Here is an 18,694-nt window from a genome sequence, read left to right on the forward strand (position 1 = left end):
TCATTTTTATTATTATAGTTCATATTCAAACATAGCTCTATAAAGTTTGTGGGTTCTCCGAATGATAAATCACCTTGCACTCCTCAACCTCGGCAGGTAGTCCAAAGGCAGGATAGTGCGAGAATGATACGTTTCCGTCTTGGCTGAGTGGAGAAACAATTTCCACTTGCCATTTCTGCATGAAGCCATCAACCATCTTGATGTCTTCATCACTCAATCCCGTAGGGTCGCCATTGATGATGTAGCATAATGCCCATGTGGGGATTTTCTCTATCGTCTCAAATCTTTCCATCAGTCAAACGTGAACTTGTTTATATAATAATAGGTGTCCTCGTTCTCATACTCATAGCCGTTGATGAAGTCCATCATTTCATCATCGGTTCTGTCACCTTGCGAGATAGCCATCTTCTCACACCACTTGGCAATAGCATCTTGGCAAGTGTCAAAGATGTCCTCACAAGCATCCTCGAAAGGCTCGCCCGAAGAACTCACACAGCATTCCTCTGGGAAGAAGCCTTGCTCGTCATGGACATAGAAAATGTCGCATCCACATTCTATCTCACGATAACTGACGGAAAGTTCTCCACCAAGAACTTTGTTCAGTTCATCAAAGAACTCCTCACAGGCAGACCATGCACTTTCGGTGTCAAAGGACAACAAGCAGATGTCCTCGTCTGCCTCAAACTCTGCCCAATAGATATATCCTCTTACCGATATGCCCATCTTCTCATAGTCGATGCCATAGTGTTCCGCCAACTTGTAGAGATGTACGTTCTTGGTGTTCACCTCCATTGTTTGGAGCGTGTTCCAAAGGTCGGCTACCGCCTTGCGTTCGCCCATCACCTTGTACTGAGTGTCACAAATGTTTGCCATAAGTCTTCATTTTTTTATTCCCTAATTTTGCATATGCAATTTCGGGATTGATTTAAATTTTGTTGCCTCAAAAGGTGTCTGTGCTTTTCCTGCAAGGTTCTCTGCTAAAATACAACCTGCAAGGTGGAGATTTTAGCAAGAGACCATAGGCACTGACCTTGCAAGGAATATGGGTACAGACATTACCTTTGCAACCAAATTTGTCAAAGCCCAGAAATGGTGATGAAAATTCAGGTAACGGAGTAACAATTAGAAAAGTTGAGATATGAGGATAAAAAGAGACAAGAACGACTTGAAACAAGCGATTACAAGTGGAAAGTAACAGAAATCATACAAGAGTTCTTACTGGCGGAAAGAAAGAGAGCGACAACCCAATACTGCACATAGCACGATAGGGCTATCGCTCCGCAATTCGTTCAGTTCATCCAATCCATTAGTATATATATCCTAAGATGAATGAATTTATATTTGTGTATTGGCTTTGGTTGGCAGCTATAGACAAGTAACACATCTTTTTTCTTTCCGCCAGTAAAAATGGTTCTTGAAGTAAAAGTAACAGGGAAAATGGTTGTTGGGTAGCAAAATTTGTTGCACAAGATTTGTTTTTCATTTTGTTGGTTCTTTCTTGTCACCCAATAAAATGATGCTTACGTTTGAGTTTTCCTGTACCTGCTGATAATCAAGTAGGTAACAAATAAGAAATATCGTCTTTCAATGTACAACGCTGATACAACGCCAATACCACGTCGGTTTGCGATGTCCTTGATCAGGGCATTGAGGGCAGGAACATCCTTATTGTGGTTCGTGTACTCAACAAGAAACTACTTGAAAATCAGGGTGGTGAGTCTGTCTTTATCGAACAGTTCCTGAGCCACGGCTTGAATCTGGGCGGCGGTAATCTCATCCACCTGCTCGTAGAGGCGGTCAACGTTCTTCTCCCAGCCATAGTGCAGGAAGCTCTTGCCGAAGTCGAGGGCGAAGTTCTCGCGGTTGTCGCAAGCCACGCCTATCTGACCCTTAATCTGTTTCTTGGCAGCCTTGAGCTGCGCATCGCTCAATGGCTTCTGCATGAACTTATCTAGTTCCTTGCGAACCAATCTGAGGCAGCGTTTTACATCGTGCTCATCGCAGCCGAAATAGATGCTCCAGGTGCCCGTGTCGCCATAAGCCACCATCGTGCTTTCTACGGTGTAAACCAAGCCGTTGTGCTCTCTGAGGGCGAGGTTCAGTTTGGCGTTCATACCCGGTCCGCCCAGCATATTATTAAGCAGATAGAGCGGCATTCGGCGGTCGTCGTTCACATCGTAAGCCTGGGTTCCAATCATCACATGAGCCTGATGGGTATTCTTCTGCATCACGATTGTCTGGCCAGCAACTTTACTTTGAACATTGAACTTTGAGCTTTGAACTTTATGATTTGCATCGCCTGCTTCCATTTCTTCCGTAGGTGTTTCTTCAGCAATCCTTTCTTCCGTAGGCGTTTCGGCGGATTTGCAATCCGTCGAGCAAGCAAGCTCTCGGCCTTTTGGGCACTCTCCCAAAGCCTTCTGGATAAGCTTCACCAGCTTCTTGAAATCAATATCCCCGTATGCGAAGAATATCGCATTATCCGGTCGGTAAAGTTTCCTTGTGAAACGTAGCGCATCCTCCGTCTTGAAAGCCCGAACCTGCTCGGCTGTGCCCAGGATATTGTGCCCCAGCGGCGAACCCTTGAAGAGGATATTCTCGAACTCATCATATATCAGTTCGGCAGGCGAATCATTATAGCTCTCAATCTCATCGCAGATAACCTCCACCTCCTTATCTATCTCCGCCTGCGGATAAACCGAGTGGAAGACGATGTCGGAAAGCAGGTCCACGGCCCTTGCGATGTGCTCCTTCAGGATGGCGGAGTAATACACCGTGCCCTCCTTGTTGGTGTAAGCATTCAGGTCGCCGCCCACGCTCTCCAGACAGTTGAGAATGTGCCACGCTTTTCTGCGCTCGGTGCCCTTGAAGGTGACGTGCTCGCAGAAGTGAGCCAAGCCCTCCTCGCCCGGCTCCTCGTTGCGGGTGCCGGCATTTATCTGATAGCCGCAATACACCACCTTGCTGTCCGATGGCAGGTGGATGATGCGGAGTCCGTTGTCTAATGTATAAGTATTGTATTTCATTTCAAGGTGCAAAGTTACATTGAAAATGTAATTTATCCAAAATATTGGGCATTTATTTTGCATTATCGCCAAAAAGACTTATCTTTGTCCCCAAAAAAATATAAATAGAGACATAAAAACAATGCGTAAGGTTATAGGAATAGGAGAGACCGTGCTTGACATCATCTTCAAGAACGGCAAGCCGATAGAGGCAGTACCGGGTGGCTCATCGTTCAATGCAGTCATCTCGTTGGGACGTGCGGGCGTGAACGCTTCGTTTATCAGCGAGGCGGGCAACGACCGTATCGGTGAGTATGTGATTCAGTTTCTGAGAGATAATGGGGTGAATGCCGACAATGTGAGCATCTTTCCGGAATCGAAGTCGCCGCTCTCGCTGGCGTTCCTCGACGAGAACAACAATGCCGACTACATCTTCTACAAGGACCATCCCCACGACCAGCTGGAGTTTGCCACTCCCGAAATCAATCCTGGCGACATCGTGCTCTTCGGTTCGTTCTTCGCCCTGAATCCGGTGGTTCGTCCTCAGGTGGCCGGTTTTCTAGAGTACGCCAAGAATCACGGAGCCATCCTCTATTACGACATCAACTTCCGTGCTTCTCATCAGAATGAGATTATGAAGATTACGCCTAATCTGATAGAGAACCTGGAGTATGCTGATTTTGTGCGCGGAAGCCATGAGGACTTCGGAATCCTCTACAAGAAACCGGAGGCGGATAAAGTGTATAATGCCGAAATCAGTTTCTACTGCAAGAAGTTTATCTGCACCCAGGGTGCTGAGCCTGTAGAGGTTCGTGCCGAGAACGGCTTTGCCAAGAGTTATCCTTCGGAGAAGATGAAGCCGGTGAGCACCATCGGAGCCGGCGATAACTTCAATGCCGGTTTCGTGTTCGGACTGATCAAGGATGGAATCACCCGCGAGGATATCGACCGTGGATTATCTGAGGCGCAATGGGATAGCCTCCTGAAGAGTGCCCAGGAATTCTCCACCGAATGCTGCAAGGACATATACAATTATGTTTCCAAGGAATTCGGAGAGCAAAAGAAGAAGGAATTAAAAAAATAAGTTAAATGAAAAAGATTTTAATGTTTTTATTAGGACTTCTTTTGTGTATTTTTGCTGTTTTGAGTATTGAACAATATTCAAACAAAGTTAGCAAAGAACGACATGAAAAAGAAGTTCTTCAAGCAAAGCAAGATAGTATTTGGCTAGCTGAAGAAAGAGAGGAACAAATAAAAGATAGTCTTAAGCAAATTGTTGAAGATAGTCTTCGGCAAATAAGAAAAGATAGTATAAATAAAGTTATAGATGAGTTACGAACAAAAGAAAAAAAATATCCATTATCTCAAAAACAGCAAGAATTAATGGAAAGTTATAATGAGGCAGCTCGCAGGGCGGTAGATGCTAAATTTAATAGTAATACGGAACGAATGTGGTATGGATTGCCACCAGCAAATTCTGGCGCTGCAGATGCTTTCGCTAATAGTTTTAAATAGTTTTATTATGACAGAAATTACAAACAAAATTTATTACGTAGGCGTAAACGACCGCAACAAGCATCGTTTCGAGGGCCTCTGGCCTTTGCCTAACGGAGTGAGCTACAACTCTTATATCATTGACGATGAGAAGGTAGCGCTGGTAGATACAGTAGAGGTAGATTTCTTCACCCAGTTCCTGGAGAACATCCACGAGGTGATTGGCGACCGCGAAATCGATTACCTCATCATCAACCACATGGAACCTGATCACAGCGGCTCCATCGCCCTCATCAAGAAATATTACCCTAACATCAAGATCGTGGGCAATAAGAAGACCCTGGGAATGCTCGAAGGCTTCTACGGCGTAACCGATGATGTGGTAGAGGTGAAGAATGGCGAAACCCTTTCATTGGGCAACCACGAGCTGAGCTTTGTTCTCATCCCTATGGTTCACTGGCCAGAGACCATGGTAACCCTTGATACGAAGAACAAGGTGCTCTTCTCAGGTGATGCGTTCGGTTGCTTCGGTGCGCTGAACGGCGGAATCATCGATACGGAAATCAACTGCGAGACTTTCTGGTTGGAGATGGTTCGCTACTACTCAAACATTGTGGGTAAGTATGGAATCCCTGTTCAGAATGCCTTGAAGAAATTGGCTGGCGTGGAGCTGGATTACATCTGCTCAACCCATGGCCCGGTTTGGCACGAGCATATTGAGAAGGTTATCGGCATGTATGATAAGATGTCGAAGTACGAGACGGAGCCGGGCTTGGTTATCTGCTACGGCACCATGTACGGCAATACCGAGCGCATGGCTGAAATCATCGCCCGTGCGGCAAGCAAGGCTGGCGTGAAGAACATCGTAATGTACAACATCTCGAAGACTCACCACAGCTACATCCTGCGCGACATCTTCCGCTACAAGGGTCTCATCGTGGGTGCTCCAACCTACAATGCCGGGCTTTATCACGAGATGGAGGTTCTCCTTTCCGAGCTTGCCAATAAGGACGTCAAGAACCACCTCTTAGGCTGGTATGGTTCTCATTGCTGGGCAAGCAAGGCAGTAGCAAAGATTCAGGAGTGGAACGACACCAAGCTCCACTACGAGCCAGTGGGCGAGCCTGTGGATATGAAGCAGGCGATTACTCCAGAGGTAAAGGCGCAGTGCGAGGCTCTGGGTAAGGCAATGGCAGAGAAGCTGCTGGCAGAATAAATCAGAATCTATTCATTCTGAATGAAAGGTTTCGGGTGAAAGTATTCATTCTGAATGAAAGATTTTCGGTTTTTCTCGATGACTATTGTGTATTGAGGGAGTAATTTGGCAAAATATTGAAGCCACAGAATAAAGTTTAAGGGCAGAAGAACAACTGGGGTTAACAGAGTTAACAGTTAACAGTTGTTTTTCCGCTCTTTCTTTGTTTAAATACCTTTAAATATTTCGTGTAAATTACGATAAAACTTGGTGAAGTCGAGTAAAAAGTGTACTTTTGCTGCAAAAATATGTGTCTTGACACGAAAATTTTCAGTAAAATGATGTATTTTGAGCGCAAGGAATATCTAGATAAGCTCATCTCTGCCGAAGGCAATGGGATGATAAAGATTATCACTGGCATCCGCCGATGTGGTAAATCTTTTCTTCTTTTCAACATCTTTTGCAAGCATTTGCTTGAAAGAGGTGTTGCGGAAGACCATATCATACAAGTAAATCTTGAAGACCGTAGAAACAAGAAACTCCGTGACCCGGATGCACTCTTAGAGTATATTGATGCTCAGATGGTAGACAAGGAGAAGTATTACATTCTTCTTGATGAGGTTCAGATGGTAAAGGAGTTTGAGGATGTGCTCAATTCTTATCTCCATGTAGAGAATGCTGAGGTGTACGTAACTGGTTCCAATGCCCGGTTCTTGTCAAAGGATGTAATCACGGAGTTCAGAGGGCGAGGATGGGAAATCCGCATTCATCCATTGAGCTTTTCTGAATACTACGAGGTTGTGGGAGGAGAGATGCGTCAAGCCCTGGAAATCTATTATCTTTATGGTGGATTGCCTGCTGTGGTGCAGATGGAAAGTCCTGAAGCCAAGCAAAACTATCTTCGAGAGATTTATGAGACCGTTTATCTGAAAGATGTATTGGACCGAAATCGCTTGAAGAATCCAGAGGGAATGAAAGAGCTGGTACGTCTCCTTGCATCTACGATAGGTTCTTGTACCAATGTCTTGAAAATCTCCAATACGTTTAAATCGGCTGGTGGAGTAGAGATAAGTGGCAATACTATCAGCAAGTATTTGGAATACCTGCAGGATTCCTTCATCATCAGCGAGGCTTTGCGCTATGATGTGAAGGGGCGCAAATACATTGGTGCTGGTACCAAGTATTACTTCGAGGACTTAGGTATTCGAAATGCCGTGCTTGATTTCCGACAGATAGAATTCACCCATATTATGGAGAATGTTATCTATAACGAGCTTCGCAAACAAGGCTATGGTGTGGATGTGGGATCAGTGGAGAGCTTCAAGCGGGATGAGAATGGCAAACTGCAGCGTAGGAATCTTGAGATAGATTTCGTGGTGAACCGTCATGATGAACGCCTCTATATCCAGTCGGCTTACGCCTTGCCGGATAAGGAGAAGGTAGATCAGGAGCAGGCTTCTCTTTTGGATGTAAACGATGGCTTCCGCAAACTGATAATCGTAGGGGATAGGTATCATTCGGGTTATAATGAAGAAGGCATTCTGATGATGAGCCTCTCCGATTTCCTTTTAGGGAAAGAATAGATGGTCTTGAAGAAAATATCAAGGGCGGAAAGACAACTGGGGGTTAACAGAGTTAACAGTTAACAGTTGTTTTTCCGCTCTTTCTTCATCTATTTCATATAGGATTTTTATGCCTCGCAGAGCTTTGTCAATTCTTCCAGGTTATCCGCCACTTCTATCACATCTCGCCAATCGCCACGAATCATGCTTTTCTCTGCCATATCGTCCAAAAGGGCGATGGTGGAGTTCCAGAAGCCTTTCATGTTGTAGAGAATCACCATCTTGTGGTGGTAGCCGATGGTGTGGGCGGCAGCGATGGTGAAGATTTCATCCAGGGTGCCGATGCCGCCAGGAAGGGCTACGAAGATGTCGCTCTGGGCAAGCATCAGGTCCTTGCGGTCGCTGAGATTATCACACGGAATCTCGATGTCGAGATCTGGGAAGGTTCTGCCTCCTCGCTCTACAAGCGTAGGAACCACACCGATGGTTCTGCCGCCATTCGCCTTTACTGCCTTGCCGATGCAATCCATCAGACCGGAGTTGCAGCCGCCGAAAACCAGGTCGTGACCGTTCTCAGCCATCCACTTTCCCATCTCTTCAGTCATCGTGAAGAAGTCGGGGTCGATATTCTTATTTGCTGAACAAAAAACTGCTATTTTCATATTGCTTTATCTTCTATTTGATAATGTTTTATCTTCTATTTGATGATGTTTTATCCGTTATTTATAAATGTTTTAGGCAAAGGTACGCAAAAATATCGAGATTATTGGGCTCTTTTTGCGGATAATTTCTTAATTTTGCAAACAATAACTAATCTTATAAACAGGAAGATAGATTTCTTATCGACAAACCTCACATCGCTCCCTCGCCTGTCCGAAACCGATGCTCTTCATCAATGGCACAAAAGACAAGCTCTTTCCGGTACCTGGCGTAAAGGATGCTTTCGCAGAAATGCACAAGGTTTGGAAGAGTCAGGGAGCTGATAATCTGCTGGATACGGAACTTTGGGACATTCCTCATTCCTGCGGTTTGAAGGCGCAGGAGAAAATGCTGGAGTTTCTGGATAAGAATCTGAAATAGGGGTTAACAGAGTTTACAGTCATTTACTCCCGATTATGCGACTTGGTTAATCAAGTGCAAGCAAATTTTAAATTAGTGATTTTGGAATAACTAACTGAGAAATTACTAAAAATAAAAAAGAGCGGAAGAACAACCGGGGGTTAACAGAGTTAACAGTTAACAGTTGTTTTTCCGCTCTTTCTTCTCTAAATTTTTGAATATTCTGAATGATTTTACCACAATTCTGCTGGCGACAGATCCTTGTCTTTTCTGCCCATCAGATAGTAATCGGCAAGGAACTGGAGGTTTGCCTGGGTAATCTTCAAGCCTGCCTCCCTTATGTATCGGCTGGTGAAGATATTGGCGTCAGGCAACATATTGTTGTCTATCAGCTTGCACACAATCTCGTATGGGAATGGGCGGCCATTGCCGCTGATGATTCCAAAGCTGTCATCCTCAGCGCGCTCAGCGTTGTAGTAAGGATTCTCAGGCGAAGCGATGCAGTGGGCGAGGCCGAAACTGATATTGATACCCGTATAAGGACTTGCGCTCACGATGATGCCCTTCTCGTATTGCTGTGGGAATCGGATATCCTTAGGCAATTCGAACTCAATCTCCTTGAAGAACTCCTTCAGGGTCTTCACATCCTCCAGGAAGATGAACTTGTCGCCCAATTCCTTTGCTTTGAGCAGGTTGTAATCGTGGATAGCCTTCTCGCGATCTACGCTCGCCTCCATCTTCTCGATCTTCTCCTTGAATTCCTTATCCTCCCAGAGCTTGTGGGTAGGCATCTCAGTCGTAATCTTCTCAAGCCACTCTAGGGAAGTAAGCGCCAGGAGATTGCTTCTGCTGGCAATGGTCATCTCCATCTGTATGGAGTAGGCCATAGGCTCTGTAAGCCCCTGAGGAGAATTTGCCATCTGCTGGAGAGCAAACTGCAGGCGCTGGCGGTTGCCCACATTGAAGTAGCAGCCATAGTGAAACCAAGCCAACGTGTCGCGGCGATGGATTTCGTCGAGCTGCTTCTCTTCTTCTTCATTCTGCCCCTCCAGTACAGGCATTTCGCTCAGATAGGTAATCAGGCGCTCATTCTCAGGCGCTGTCTCGTATTCCTTGTCGAGCAGATTATAGGCAAGCTTGGCAGCCAGCGTCATCGTACTGAAGAGGAAAGGAACGGCTTCCTGAATGTAGGTGCTCTGCTGGTAATGGTGCCAGCACAGGAACTTGATGTCGGCGAAGTTGATTTCTTCCGGATCGTAGGCTGGAACATCTTCGTTCAGGGTATTCGGAACGAAATCATCCTCATTTTCATAGAATGGGATGTAGGTACCGTAGCGCTTCTTGCATTCCGCAGTAAACGCCTTCCAGATTCCTGCACCGGAAATCACATCCTCAAAGTAGCCCGCAATGCTGAGTGCAAGCTGCTTGGCATCCTCCACATTCTTAAACTGATGGGTGAAGCACGCCTCGTCGATGGCGTGGTATATTTCGTTAGCCAGTTCTGTATAGTACTGATCTACTTCGTTTGGTTTCTCGTATGGATGCATTGCCATCCAATCCTGGGTGAAAATTACCTTTTTCATTTTTTTCGATTCTTTGTTATTCGAGGTTAAGCGATGTCGTTGTGACGCGATATTCGTTCTTCTCGGTTGATGTTTATGATTCTTGTTAGCTAGTTCGGAGCAATATTGCCCGATTTATCTGTAAAGATAATGCAAAGATAATGAATTCTGCGCAAAAAATGCAAGAAATTCGCAGTTTTTTCGTATCTTTGCACCCGAATTTAGGCAATCTTAATAAATGCGTGGGATTGCCGCAAGCGTTTCGGAAGGATTTTGCACCCTAATTCATGGCTGGGAGGGTGAATTCGGCCTTCCATTTAGATTATAATGAATTAAGGTTAAAAAGATTTGAAGACATTTGAAGAATTGGGCGTGAGCGAGGAGATTCGCCGTGCCATCGAAGAGCTTGGATTTGAGAATCCAATGCCAGTTCAGGAAGAAGTTATCCCATATTTGCTTGGTAATAAGAACGACGTGATTGCGTTGGCGCAGACCGGTACGGGTAAGACTGCATCTTACGGTATTCCGGTTATCCAGAAAACTGATGCCAGTAGCAAGCAGACACAGGCTATCATCCTCAGTCCTACACGTGAGCTCTGCCTCCAGATAGCAGACGATTTGAACAGTTTTGCCAAGTACATCGACGGTTTGCATATTGCCGCAGTTTATGGCGGTACCGACATCGGAAGCCAGATTCGCACCCTGAAGCATGGTGTGCAGATTATCGTGGCTACCCCTGGCCGTCTGCTCGATTTGATTAATCGTGGCGTGGCTCAGTTGGAGAACGTGAACAACGTGGTGCTTGATGAGGCTGACGAGATGCTGAACATGGGCTTCTCTGAGAGCATCAATGCCATCTTCGAGAACGTTCCGGAAGATAGAAACACCCTGCTCTTCTCGGCTACCATGAGCAAGGACATCGAGAAGATTGCCCTCAACTACCTGCACGACCACAAGGAAATCGTAGTGGGTTCGCGCAACGAGGGTGCTGAGCATGTAAACCACATCTACTATCTGGTAAATGCCAAGGACAAGTATCTCGCCCTGAAGCGCGTGGTGGATTTCTATCCACGCATCTTTGCAATTATCTTCTGCCGCACCAAGCTGGAGACTCAGGATATTGCAGATAAGCTGATTAAGGATGGTTATAATGCTGAGGCGCTGCACGGCGACTTGAGCCAGCAGCAGCGTGACCTCACCATGCAGAAGTTCCGCAACCATACCGTTCAGTTCCTGGTGGCTACCGATGTGGCTGCCCGTGGTCTGGACGTAGATGATCTGACTCACGTTATCAACTACGGTTTGCCTGATGATGTGGCAAGTTACACCCACCGAAGCGGCCGTACGGGTCGTGCCGGAAAGAAGGGAACATCCATCTCCATCATCCATACCAGAGAGAAGTTCAAGGTTCGCCAGATAGAGAAGCAGATTGGCAAGGACTTCGTGGACGGCGTATTGCCTACCCCAGAGGAAATCTGCAAGAAGCAGCTCTTCAAGACCATGGACGACATTATGAAGACCGATGTGGATGAGGATCAGATTGAACCATACATGGCAGAAATCAACCGCCAGTTTGAGTACATCGACAAGGAGGACATCATCAAGAAGATGGTGACCATCACCTTCGGTAAGTTCCTCGATTACTATAAGAATGCTCCTGAGATTATCAAGCCTGAGACCGGCAAGGGTTCCCGTGGTGGCGAGGGTCGTGGAAATCGTGGCGAAGGCCGTGGCAAGGTTTCCAATGGTCGCAGAAAGCATGAGACAGAGGCTGGTTTCAAGAGATTGTTCATCAACTTGGGTAAGGCGGATGGTTTCTATCCGGGCGAAATCATGCAGTATTTGAACAAGCACGTGAAGGGTCGCCAGGAGGTGGGTCACATCGACCTGCTGAGTAAGTTTGCCTACATCGAGGTGCCTGAGGAGGATGCGAAGCGCGTGATGAAGGCATTGAACGGTACTGAGTACAAGGGCAGAACCGTGAGATGTAACGATGCTGATGAGGAAGGTCATGGCAGAGCAGCCCGTGGTGGTCGCAGTTCTGAGGGTAGAGGCGCCCGTTCTTCAGAAAGAGGCGGACGCAGCCGCAGAGGTTCTTCTGAAGATGCAAGAGACTCTCGTGATTCTCGTGGAAAGGGAGGACGTGGAAGCCGTGGCGAATCTCGTGGCGGAAGAAAGTCTCGCCCTCAGGAGGATACAGGCGATTGGCGCCAGTTCTTCCAGAACAACGACAACGTGAAGTTCAAGGGCGAGGAGCCAAACTTCGAGGAAGAAGGTTGGGCTCGTCGCAGACCTAAGAAGAAGTAAAGCATATTTATATGTTGAGTATGTTTAGATAGTAAGGAGCACTCTTTCTTGTTATTCAGGAAAGGGTGCTCTTCTTATATGTAGATGTCTCTACTCCCTATGATAATCAGTATTTTCTTCTATCAAATAAATCTCTACTCCTAATAGAAAGTTTCGTTCAGCGACGTTGAACGTACATTCAGCGACGTTGAACCGACATTCAACGACGTTGAACCGACATTCAGAGACGTTGAACGGAACTTTTCCTTCGTAAAATAGAAAGAAATCTCAAATAAAATGATTATATTTGCAGGCGGATTAACAATACCTAAAAAATGAGAAGAATAGTTTTAATCGTTTCCTTGGGCTTGATGAGCCTGAGTATGCAAGCACAGAGTATCTCCCTGGCAGGAGAATGGCAGGTGGAGTTGGGCGAGAGCAAGAGCGCTTTTGCTAAGGGCAAACGTGTGGTTACGGATGCTGCGAAGCGTGCCATCCTTCCCGGTACCATCGATACGAATCGTCTGGGATTCGCTCCGAAAGATACGATGGAAACAACGCATCTTACGAGGTTCTATGCCTATAAAGGAGCTGCTAGATATTCGAGAACAATCAATATCCCGAAGGACTGGAAGAAGAAGCCGGTAGAACTCTTCCTGGAGCGTACCCGACCGACATGGGTGTATGTGGATGGAGAACTGGTGGATTCCTGCAACTTCATCTCTACTCCCCAGCGCTATCTTCTACCAAAGAAGGTGAAGCCGGGCAAGCATTTCCTGGAAATCGTGGTGGATAATGGAAGTGGTGTGCCTGATCAGGTTTACGGTTCCAGCCATGCTTACACGGAAGATACGCAGACCAACTGGAATGGAATTATCGGAAGGATAGAACTCCAGCTTGCCTCTTTTACCGATTGCAAATCGACAGAAACGCTGGCAGGAGCAATCTCAAGCCGTTCTGTAGTTCCTCTGGCTGGAGCAATCCCTAGCCGTTCTGTTGTTTCTCCTTCCGCCCTTCAGATGCCTGATTTCGCCAAGGATTTTCATATTGAGGGCGCTCACTTCTACGCCAATGGTCATAGGATATTCCTCCGTGGCAAGCACGATGCGGCTGTCTGGCCGCTGACGGGACATGTAGAGATGAGCGTGGAAGGTTGGATGAAATATCTCGGAACCTGCAAGGAGTATGGAATCAACCATGTGCGCTTTCATTCCTGGTGCCCACCGGAGGCGGCTTTCGTGGCAGCGGACAGTCTGGGAATCTATCTCCAGCCGGAACTTCCTTTCTGGGGTTCTTTCGACAAGAAGGATGAAAGGCTGATGGCGTTCCTGCATCAGGAAGGCGAGAATATCCTCAGAGAATATGGTCATCATCCTTCTTTCAGAATGATGGCGCTGGGTAATGAACTCTGGGGCGACATCGACAAGATGAAGGAGTTTGTGGATGATTTCCGCAAGATTGCGCCAGATAAATACTATACCTTCGGAAGCAATTACTATCTCGGTTATCAGGGAATAAAAGAAGGAATGGATTACTTCACCACTTGCCGAATCGGAGGTGAGGGATGGGGCAAATACAATACTCATACCCGTGGTTCCTTCTCGTTTGCCGACGCTTACGATGGAGGAATGATCAATCATTTCCATCCTAATTCTACGATGAATTTTGATGAGGCTTGCGATAAGGCCGGAATCCCAATCATCTCTCACGAAACAGGGCAGTTTCAGACCTATCCTGATTATCGGGAAATGAAGAAATACACCGGAGTGCTTCATCCTTATAACTTCGAAGTGTTCCGCCGTCGCCTTGCTGCAGCCGGAATGCTTTCGCAGGCAGATGATTTCCACAAGGCTTCGGGCTTATGGAGCGTGAAACTCTATAAAGCCGATATAGAAATGGATTTGAGAACCCGGAATATGGCGGGCTTCCAACTCCTCGATATTCAGGATTATCCCGGTCAGGGAAGTGCTTTCGTAGGCATCCTCGATGCTTTTATGGAGAGCAAGGGAATCACTACGCCCGAGGAATGGCGCCAGTGGTGTTCGCCTGTGGTTCCTCTGCTGGAAATGAAGAAGTTCTGCTTCGAGGATGGTGAGAAGATTCTGGCTAAGGTAAAGGTAGCCAATTATGGCGGTTCTTCGCTGAAGGGCAAGAAACTGAAATGGCATCTGGCTGCCGAGAACGGATTGTTCTGTATGGATGATGGAACTTTCAGCACCAAGGATGGTGAAGTGAGAAAGAATGTGGGCGACTTGATGGCTGAGGATGAGGGAGTATTGAACATCTTTTCATACGATGAAGGTTTGGTGGATGTGGGTGAACTGAATGGTGTTTTCCACGTGCAGAAACCTACCAAGCTGCTTCTTACATTAAACATTGAAGGAACAGAGGCGAGAAACTCCTACGAACTTTGGGTTTATCCGAAGAAGGCTTTGGAAAAGAAGGGCGTCATCATTGCCAGAGATTTGAATCTGGAAGTGGTGAAAGTCTTGGAAAAGGGCGGAAAGGTGCTTTGGATGCCTACGGCTTCCAGTCATTTTGTGGCTGCCGATGATACACTTTTGCAGGTCGATAATACGCTTTCGCAGGCAGATAATGCTACTCCTTATACTGTTGGCGGACTCTTCCAGACCGATTACTGGAACTATCGCATGTTCAAGACCATCTGCGAGAACAACAAGAAGAAGGTTTCTCCAGGAACCCTGGGCATTCTGACGAATCCGGAACATCCGATATTCAAGGGATTCCCTACGGAGATGCACACCAACTGGCAATGGTTCCCGGTTATCAAGGAATCGCATCCGCTGGTGCTTGACAATTTCTCCAAGGATTATCGCCCGATAGTTCAGGTGATAGATAATATTGAGCGGAACCATAAACTTGGCTTGGTGATGGAATGGAAGGTGGGAGCCGGAAAGCTCCTCGTCTGCATGAGCGATTTGGAGAAGGCTGCCAAATATCCGGAAGGCAAGGCTTTCTATCAGAGTGTAATTGATTATATGCGCTCTGCCGATTTCAATCCATCTGTAGAAATAACGGTGGATGAATTGAAGAAGAAACTTGCCGAGAAGCCTCGTCAGGTTTCATTGAAGGAACTGAATAATATCTCGCAATATTAAGAATATGTAATAGAAAAGGCAAAAAAGCCTATAGCTTTCCTCCCTTTTGTATTGTATGGCTTCCCATTTGTATCAGAATACATTTCGGAAGTCATACAATTGAAATGGGGTGTGGAATACGACAAAGTATAATTATCTTTGCAGCGTGTTTTACAGATAAACAATCTTATTTATCATTCTAAATTATACGCTAATGAAAAGAAATTATGCAAAATGGTATCTCTATGCGGCATGTTTAGCTTTGCCTCTTGGAATACCACAAGTAGTTCATGCTTCAAGCAATGAAATTAATCAAAACTCTGTGCTACGAGGCACAGTAGTGGATGCAAACGGAGAACCTGTTATTGGGGCAAGTGTAGTCGTTGTGGGTAGTTCTGTAGGAGCTGTTACTGATTTGGATGGAAAGTTCCAAATAGCATGTAAAGCTGGAACTGCATTAAAAGTATCTTATATTGGTTATGTATCCCAAAATATCAAGGCTGGTACTAATATGAAAGTTGTGCTTCGTGAAGATAATTCGGCACTTGATGAAGTAGTTGTTGTGGGATATGGTGCTTTCAAGAAAAGTGACTTGACTGGTGCTGTAGGCCAGATTAAGTCTGATGAATTATTGAAGAATTCCCCAGTAAGCTTGGAGCAAGGCTTGCAAGGACGTTTAAGTGGTGTCAATGTCACTTCTAATGATGGTGCTCCTGGTGGTGGCATAAGTATTCAGATTCGTGGTACAAATTCATTCCAAGGTTCTACCCAACCATTGTATGTAATAGATGGCGTTCCTGTGGCAGATGGTAATGATGACTCTATCAACTTTGATTCTGAAGCTCCAAATTATAACAATGCTTTGTCTTCTTTGAATCCAAACGACATTGCTTCTATTGAAATTTTAAAGGATGCATCTGCAACGGCTATTTATGGTTCTCGTGGTGCTAATGGTGTTGTGCTGATTACAACGAAAAGTGGTGAAGGGTTAGGTCAAAAAGACCAAATTTCGCTTTCTTATAAGGCCACGATTAGTAATCCTGTCAAGAAAATCAAGGTGTTAGGTGCACGGGATTATGCAACCTATCGTAACACATCTTATATTAATACACAAGAAGTTTCGGGATTTGATTGGAGTCAGGAGGATCTTCCTTTTCCAGGTGTTACCAATAGTGAGGGGAAATATTTGAAAGGTCCTGAAGATTATGATAATGATCCATATTATTGGCAAGATCAAATCATGCGAACTGGTATGACACATGACTTGAATGTTAGTTTCTCAGGAAGTCGCAAGGGATCTGATTATTCTGTCAGTGGTGGCTATTTGAAGCAGCAGGGTATCATTAAATCCTCTGATTATACTCGTTATACGATTAAGGCAAACATCAATAAAGAAGTGCGTCCATGGTTGAAGTTTGGTACTTCAATCTCAACTTCTTTTGCCAATTCTTCGATGATAAAGACTGCTACAAGCAATAAGAACAATGGTACAGAAGGTATTGTTAGATCTGCTATTACTTATCCGGCAAGTCAAACTCAAGAAGATTTGGACAATGAGTATAGTATGGTTGCTGTCCCAACCAAATATCTTGATGCATTGAATGAGAATAAAAACATCTCTTTCCGTTCTTCAAGCTATATGAACATCAACCTTGCCAAAGGATTGATCTATCGTACTGTATTGGGCTATAACTATACTCGTAATGATGCCAATAAGTATTGGCCAAGTTTTTTGGCAGAGGGTAAGAGTGTAAATGGTAAGTCAAATGCTGGTGATAATTGGAGAAGTTCCTTGGTGTTTGATAACCTCCTGATGTATAATACAACATTCAACAAGGTACATAATTTGAGTGGTACTATTGGTACATCCTGGGAATCAATAAATAGCTATGCTAAGACTATTACAATGCAAGGCTTTGGTACGGATATCACAAATGGTTGGGGATTGCAGGATGCAAGTGCCTTGACCAAGGTTCATTCTGATAAGAATGACTCTAGATTATTCTCTTTGATAGGTCGATTAGCATACAATTATGCAGGTAAGTATTATCTCACATTGACCGCTCGTGATGACGTGTCTAGCAAGTTTGCAAAAGGTAAGCGTGCTTCTTTCTTCCCGTCTGTTGGCTTGTCATACCGCTTGTCTGAGGAGAAGTTTATGAAGGGTATTTCTTATGTTCTTGACAATGTGAAGTTACGTTATAGCTATGGTTCTTCTGGTAATCAGGGTATCAGCTCTTATCAAACCTTTGCTATCTTGTCGGCAGTGAACTATCCGTTTGGTTCTGGTATGTCTAATGGTTATGTCACCAATATCAACAATCCGGGTAATAGTGCCCTGACTTGGGAGACGACTTGGCAGCATGATGCTGGTATAGAACTTGACTTTTTCCATAGAGTATATCTGGAGTTGGACTGGTATAGTAAGAAAACTACAGATTTGTTGCAGTATCGTCAGACACCTCCAAGCACAGGTGTGATGCAAGTGTTGTCGAACCTGGGCTCAGTCAAGAATACTGGTTTTGAAGCTAATGTGAAAGTGACAGCCATTAATACCCGTGATTTGCGTGTAAATGTAGGTGCCAATATTTCGTTTAATAAGAATAAGGTGAGCGATATCGGGGAAGAGCCAATGTTCCCTAATACCATCTATAATAGTCTTCGACCATATGCTATAGCCGACGGACATTCTATCGGCTCATTCTATGGCTATGTGCAGGATGGAATTTGGAATAGTCGTGAAGAAGTAATAGCGAGCAAACTGTTCCAGACTCAGTATCCTAATTACACTGTAGATAGCAATGATAAGGCAACAGAAGAGCTGATTCGACGTGATTGGATAGGTGAGTTCAGGTATCTGGATCGAGATGGTGATGGATTTATCACAGATAATGACCAGGATTGGATAGGGGATGCAAACCCTGATTTCTTCTATGGTTTCAACTTTGATGTGACCTACAAGAATTTTGATATGAGTGTTCTCTTTCAGGGAGTGAAAGGCAATGATGTTTTTAATATGAACTCTTTGAGATATTATAATCTAGGTCAGACCCAGAATATTCCGTATTATATTTACGAAGCTTCATGGAGTAATAATAAGGTAAATCCAACAGCGCCAAAGATATTTGATTATTCTGGTAGAGATATCAAATTCTCTAGAGCTTATCTTGAAGATGGTTCTTACTTAAAACTGAGAACAGTCTCATTGGGATATACATTTAATAAGCCATTCTCATTCATAAACAGCTTGAGAGTCTCTGTGGTAGGTAATAATCTGTTGACCTTTACTGATTATAAGGGTTATGACCCAGAGGTCAACTCTTTCGGTTCTACACCTTCCTTGAGAGGTATTGATTCGGGTGCTTATCCTCAGCAGAAAAGTATCATATTTGGCTTAAACGTTAATTTCTAACCATTTAAATTAAAAGGACAC

13 protein-coding genes are annotated in these 18,694 nt (G+C 45.0%); 8 read left to right on the forward strand and 5 right to left on the reverse strand.

The genetic code is table 11. The features are described 5' to 3' along the window. Window positions 1-37: 37 nt before the first annotated feature. The 3 genes from DW657_RS09480 to DW657_RS09490 all read right to left on the reverse strand — a co-directional run bounded on the left by DW657_RS09480 (window position 38) and on the right by DW657_RS09490 (window position 3,026). Window positions 38-292: a hypothetical protein gene (locus tag DW657_RS09480; protein WP_118063782.1), complete on the reverse strand. Its 255-nt coding sequence runs from the start codon at window positions 290-292 to the stop codon at window positions 38-40. Then, window positions 292-873, reverse strand: coding sequence for a hypothetical protein (locus tag DW657_RS09485; RefSeq protein WP_118063784.1), 582 nt, complete (start codon window positions 871-873; stop codon window positions 292-294). Before DW657_RS09485 ends, DW657_RS09480 begins: the two co-directional genes overlap by 1 nt. A gap of 821 nt (window positions 874-1,694) precedes the next feature. Then, window positions 1,695-3,026, reverse strand: coding sequence for a pitrilysin family protein (locus DW657_RS09490; RefSeq protein WP_118312317.1), 1,332 nt, complete (start codon window positions 3,024-3,026; stop codon window positions 1,695-1,697). Window positions 3,027-3,147: 121 nt separating this feature from the next. Between DW657_RS09490 and DW657_RS09495 the strand changes: the two genes are divergently transcribed. The 4 genes from DW657_RS09495 to DW657_RS09510 all read left to right on the forward strand — a co-directional run bounded on the left by DW657_RS09495 (window position 3,148) and on the right by DW657_RS09510 (window position 7,277). Then, on the forward strand, window positions 3,148-4,089 hold the full coding sequence (locus DW657_RS09495; RefSeq protein WP_118312318.1) for a carbohydrate kinase: 942 nt from the start codon (window positions 3,148-3,150) through the stop codon (window positions 4,087-4,089). A gap of 5 nt (window positions 4,090-4,094) precedes the next feature. Beyond that, a complete protein-coding gene (locus DW657_RS09500; RefSeq protein ID WP_118312319.1) occupies window positions 4,095-4,520 on the forward strand; it encodes a hypothetical protein in 426 nt (141 codons plus the stop codon). 7 nt (window positions 4,521-4,527) lie between these two features. Continuing rightward, entirely contained in the window at window positions 4,528-5,715 is a 1,188-nt protein-coding gene (locus DW657_RS09505) for an FprA family A-type flavoprotein (protein WP_118312320.1), read from the forward strand. A 320-nt stretch (window positions 5,716-6,035) separates the two neighbouring features. Beyond that, a complete protein-coding gene (locus DW657_RS09510; RefSeq protein ID WP_118312336.1) occupies window positions 6,036-7,277 on the forward strand; it encodes an ATP-binding protein in 1,242 nt (413 codons plus the stop codon). A 107-nt stretch (window positions 7,278-7,384) separates the two neighbouring features. Here DW657_RS09510 and DW657_RS09515 read toward each other — a convergent pair whose 3' ends face one another. Continuing rightward, the gene (locus DW657_RS09515) at window positions 7,385-7,918 is read right to left on the reverse strand and encodes a TIGR00730 family Rossman fold protein (RefSeq protein ID WP_118312321.1); all 534 of its coding nucleotides are present in this window, start codon (window positions 7,916-7,918) and stop codon (window positions 7,385-7,387) included. Window positions 7,919-8,138: 220 nt separating this feature from the next. On the opposite strand from DW657_RS09515, the gene DW657_RS09520 reads away from it, so the two are divergent. Next, window positions 8,139-8,336: a hypothetical protein gene (locus DW657_RS09520; RefSeq protein WP_369973472.1), complete on the forward strand. Its 198-nt coding sequence runs from the start codon at window positions 8,139-8,141 to the stop codon at window positions 8,334-8,336. A gap of 212 nt (window positions 8,337-8,548) precedes the next feature. Here DW657_RS09520 and DW657_RS09525 read toward each other — a convergent pair whose 3' ends face one another. After that, window positions 8,549-9,898: a DUF3843 family protein gene (locus tag DW657_RS09525; protein ID WP_118312322.1), complete on the reverse strand. Its 1,350-nt coding sequence runs from the start codon at window positions 9,896-9,898 to the stop codon at window positions 8,549-8,551. 327 nt (window positions 9,899-10,225) lie between these two features. On the opposite strand from DW657_RS09525, the gene DW657_RS09530 reads away from it, so the two are divergent. From DW657_RS09530 to DW657_RS09540, 3 genes are all read left to right on the forward strand, one after another. Continuing rightward, on the forward strand, window positions 10,226-12,184 hold the full coding sequence (locus tag DW657_RS09530; protein WP_118312323.1) for a DEAD/DEAH box helicase: 1,959 nt from the start codon (window positions 10,226-10,228) through the stop codon (window positions 12,182-12,184). A gap of 314 nt (window positions 12,185-12,498) precedes the next feature. Continuing rightward, a complete protein-coding gene (locus DW657_RS09535) occupies window positions 12,499-15,282 on the forward strand; it encodes a beta-glycosidase (RefSeq protein ID WP_118312324.1) in 2,784 nt (927 codons plus the stop codon). Window positions 15,283-15,475: 193 nt separating this feature from the next. After that, window positions 15,476-18,673, forward strand: coding sequence for a TonB-dependent receptor (locus DW657_RS09540; RefSeq protein ID WP_118312325.1), 3,198 nt, complete (start codon window positions 15,476-15,478; stop codon window positions 18,671-18,673). Window positions 18,674-18,694: the final 21 nt, after the last annotated feature.

Origin of the sequence: Prevotella sp. AM23-5 (genome assembly GCF_003473645.1) — a bacterium.
Lineage (GTDB): Bacteria > Bacteroidota > Bacteroidia > Bacteroidales > Bacteroidaceae > Prevotella > Prevotella copri_A.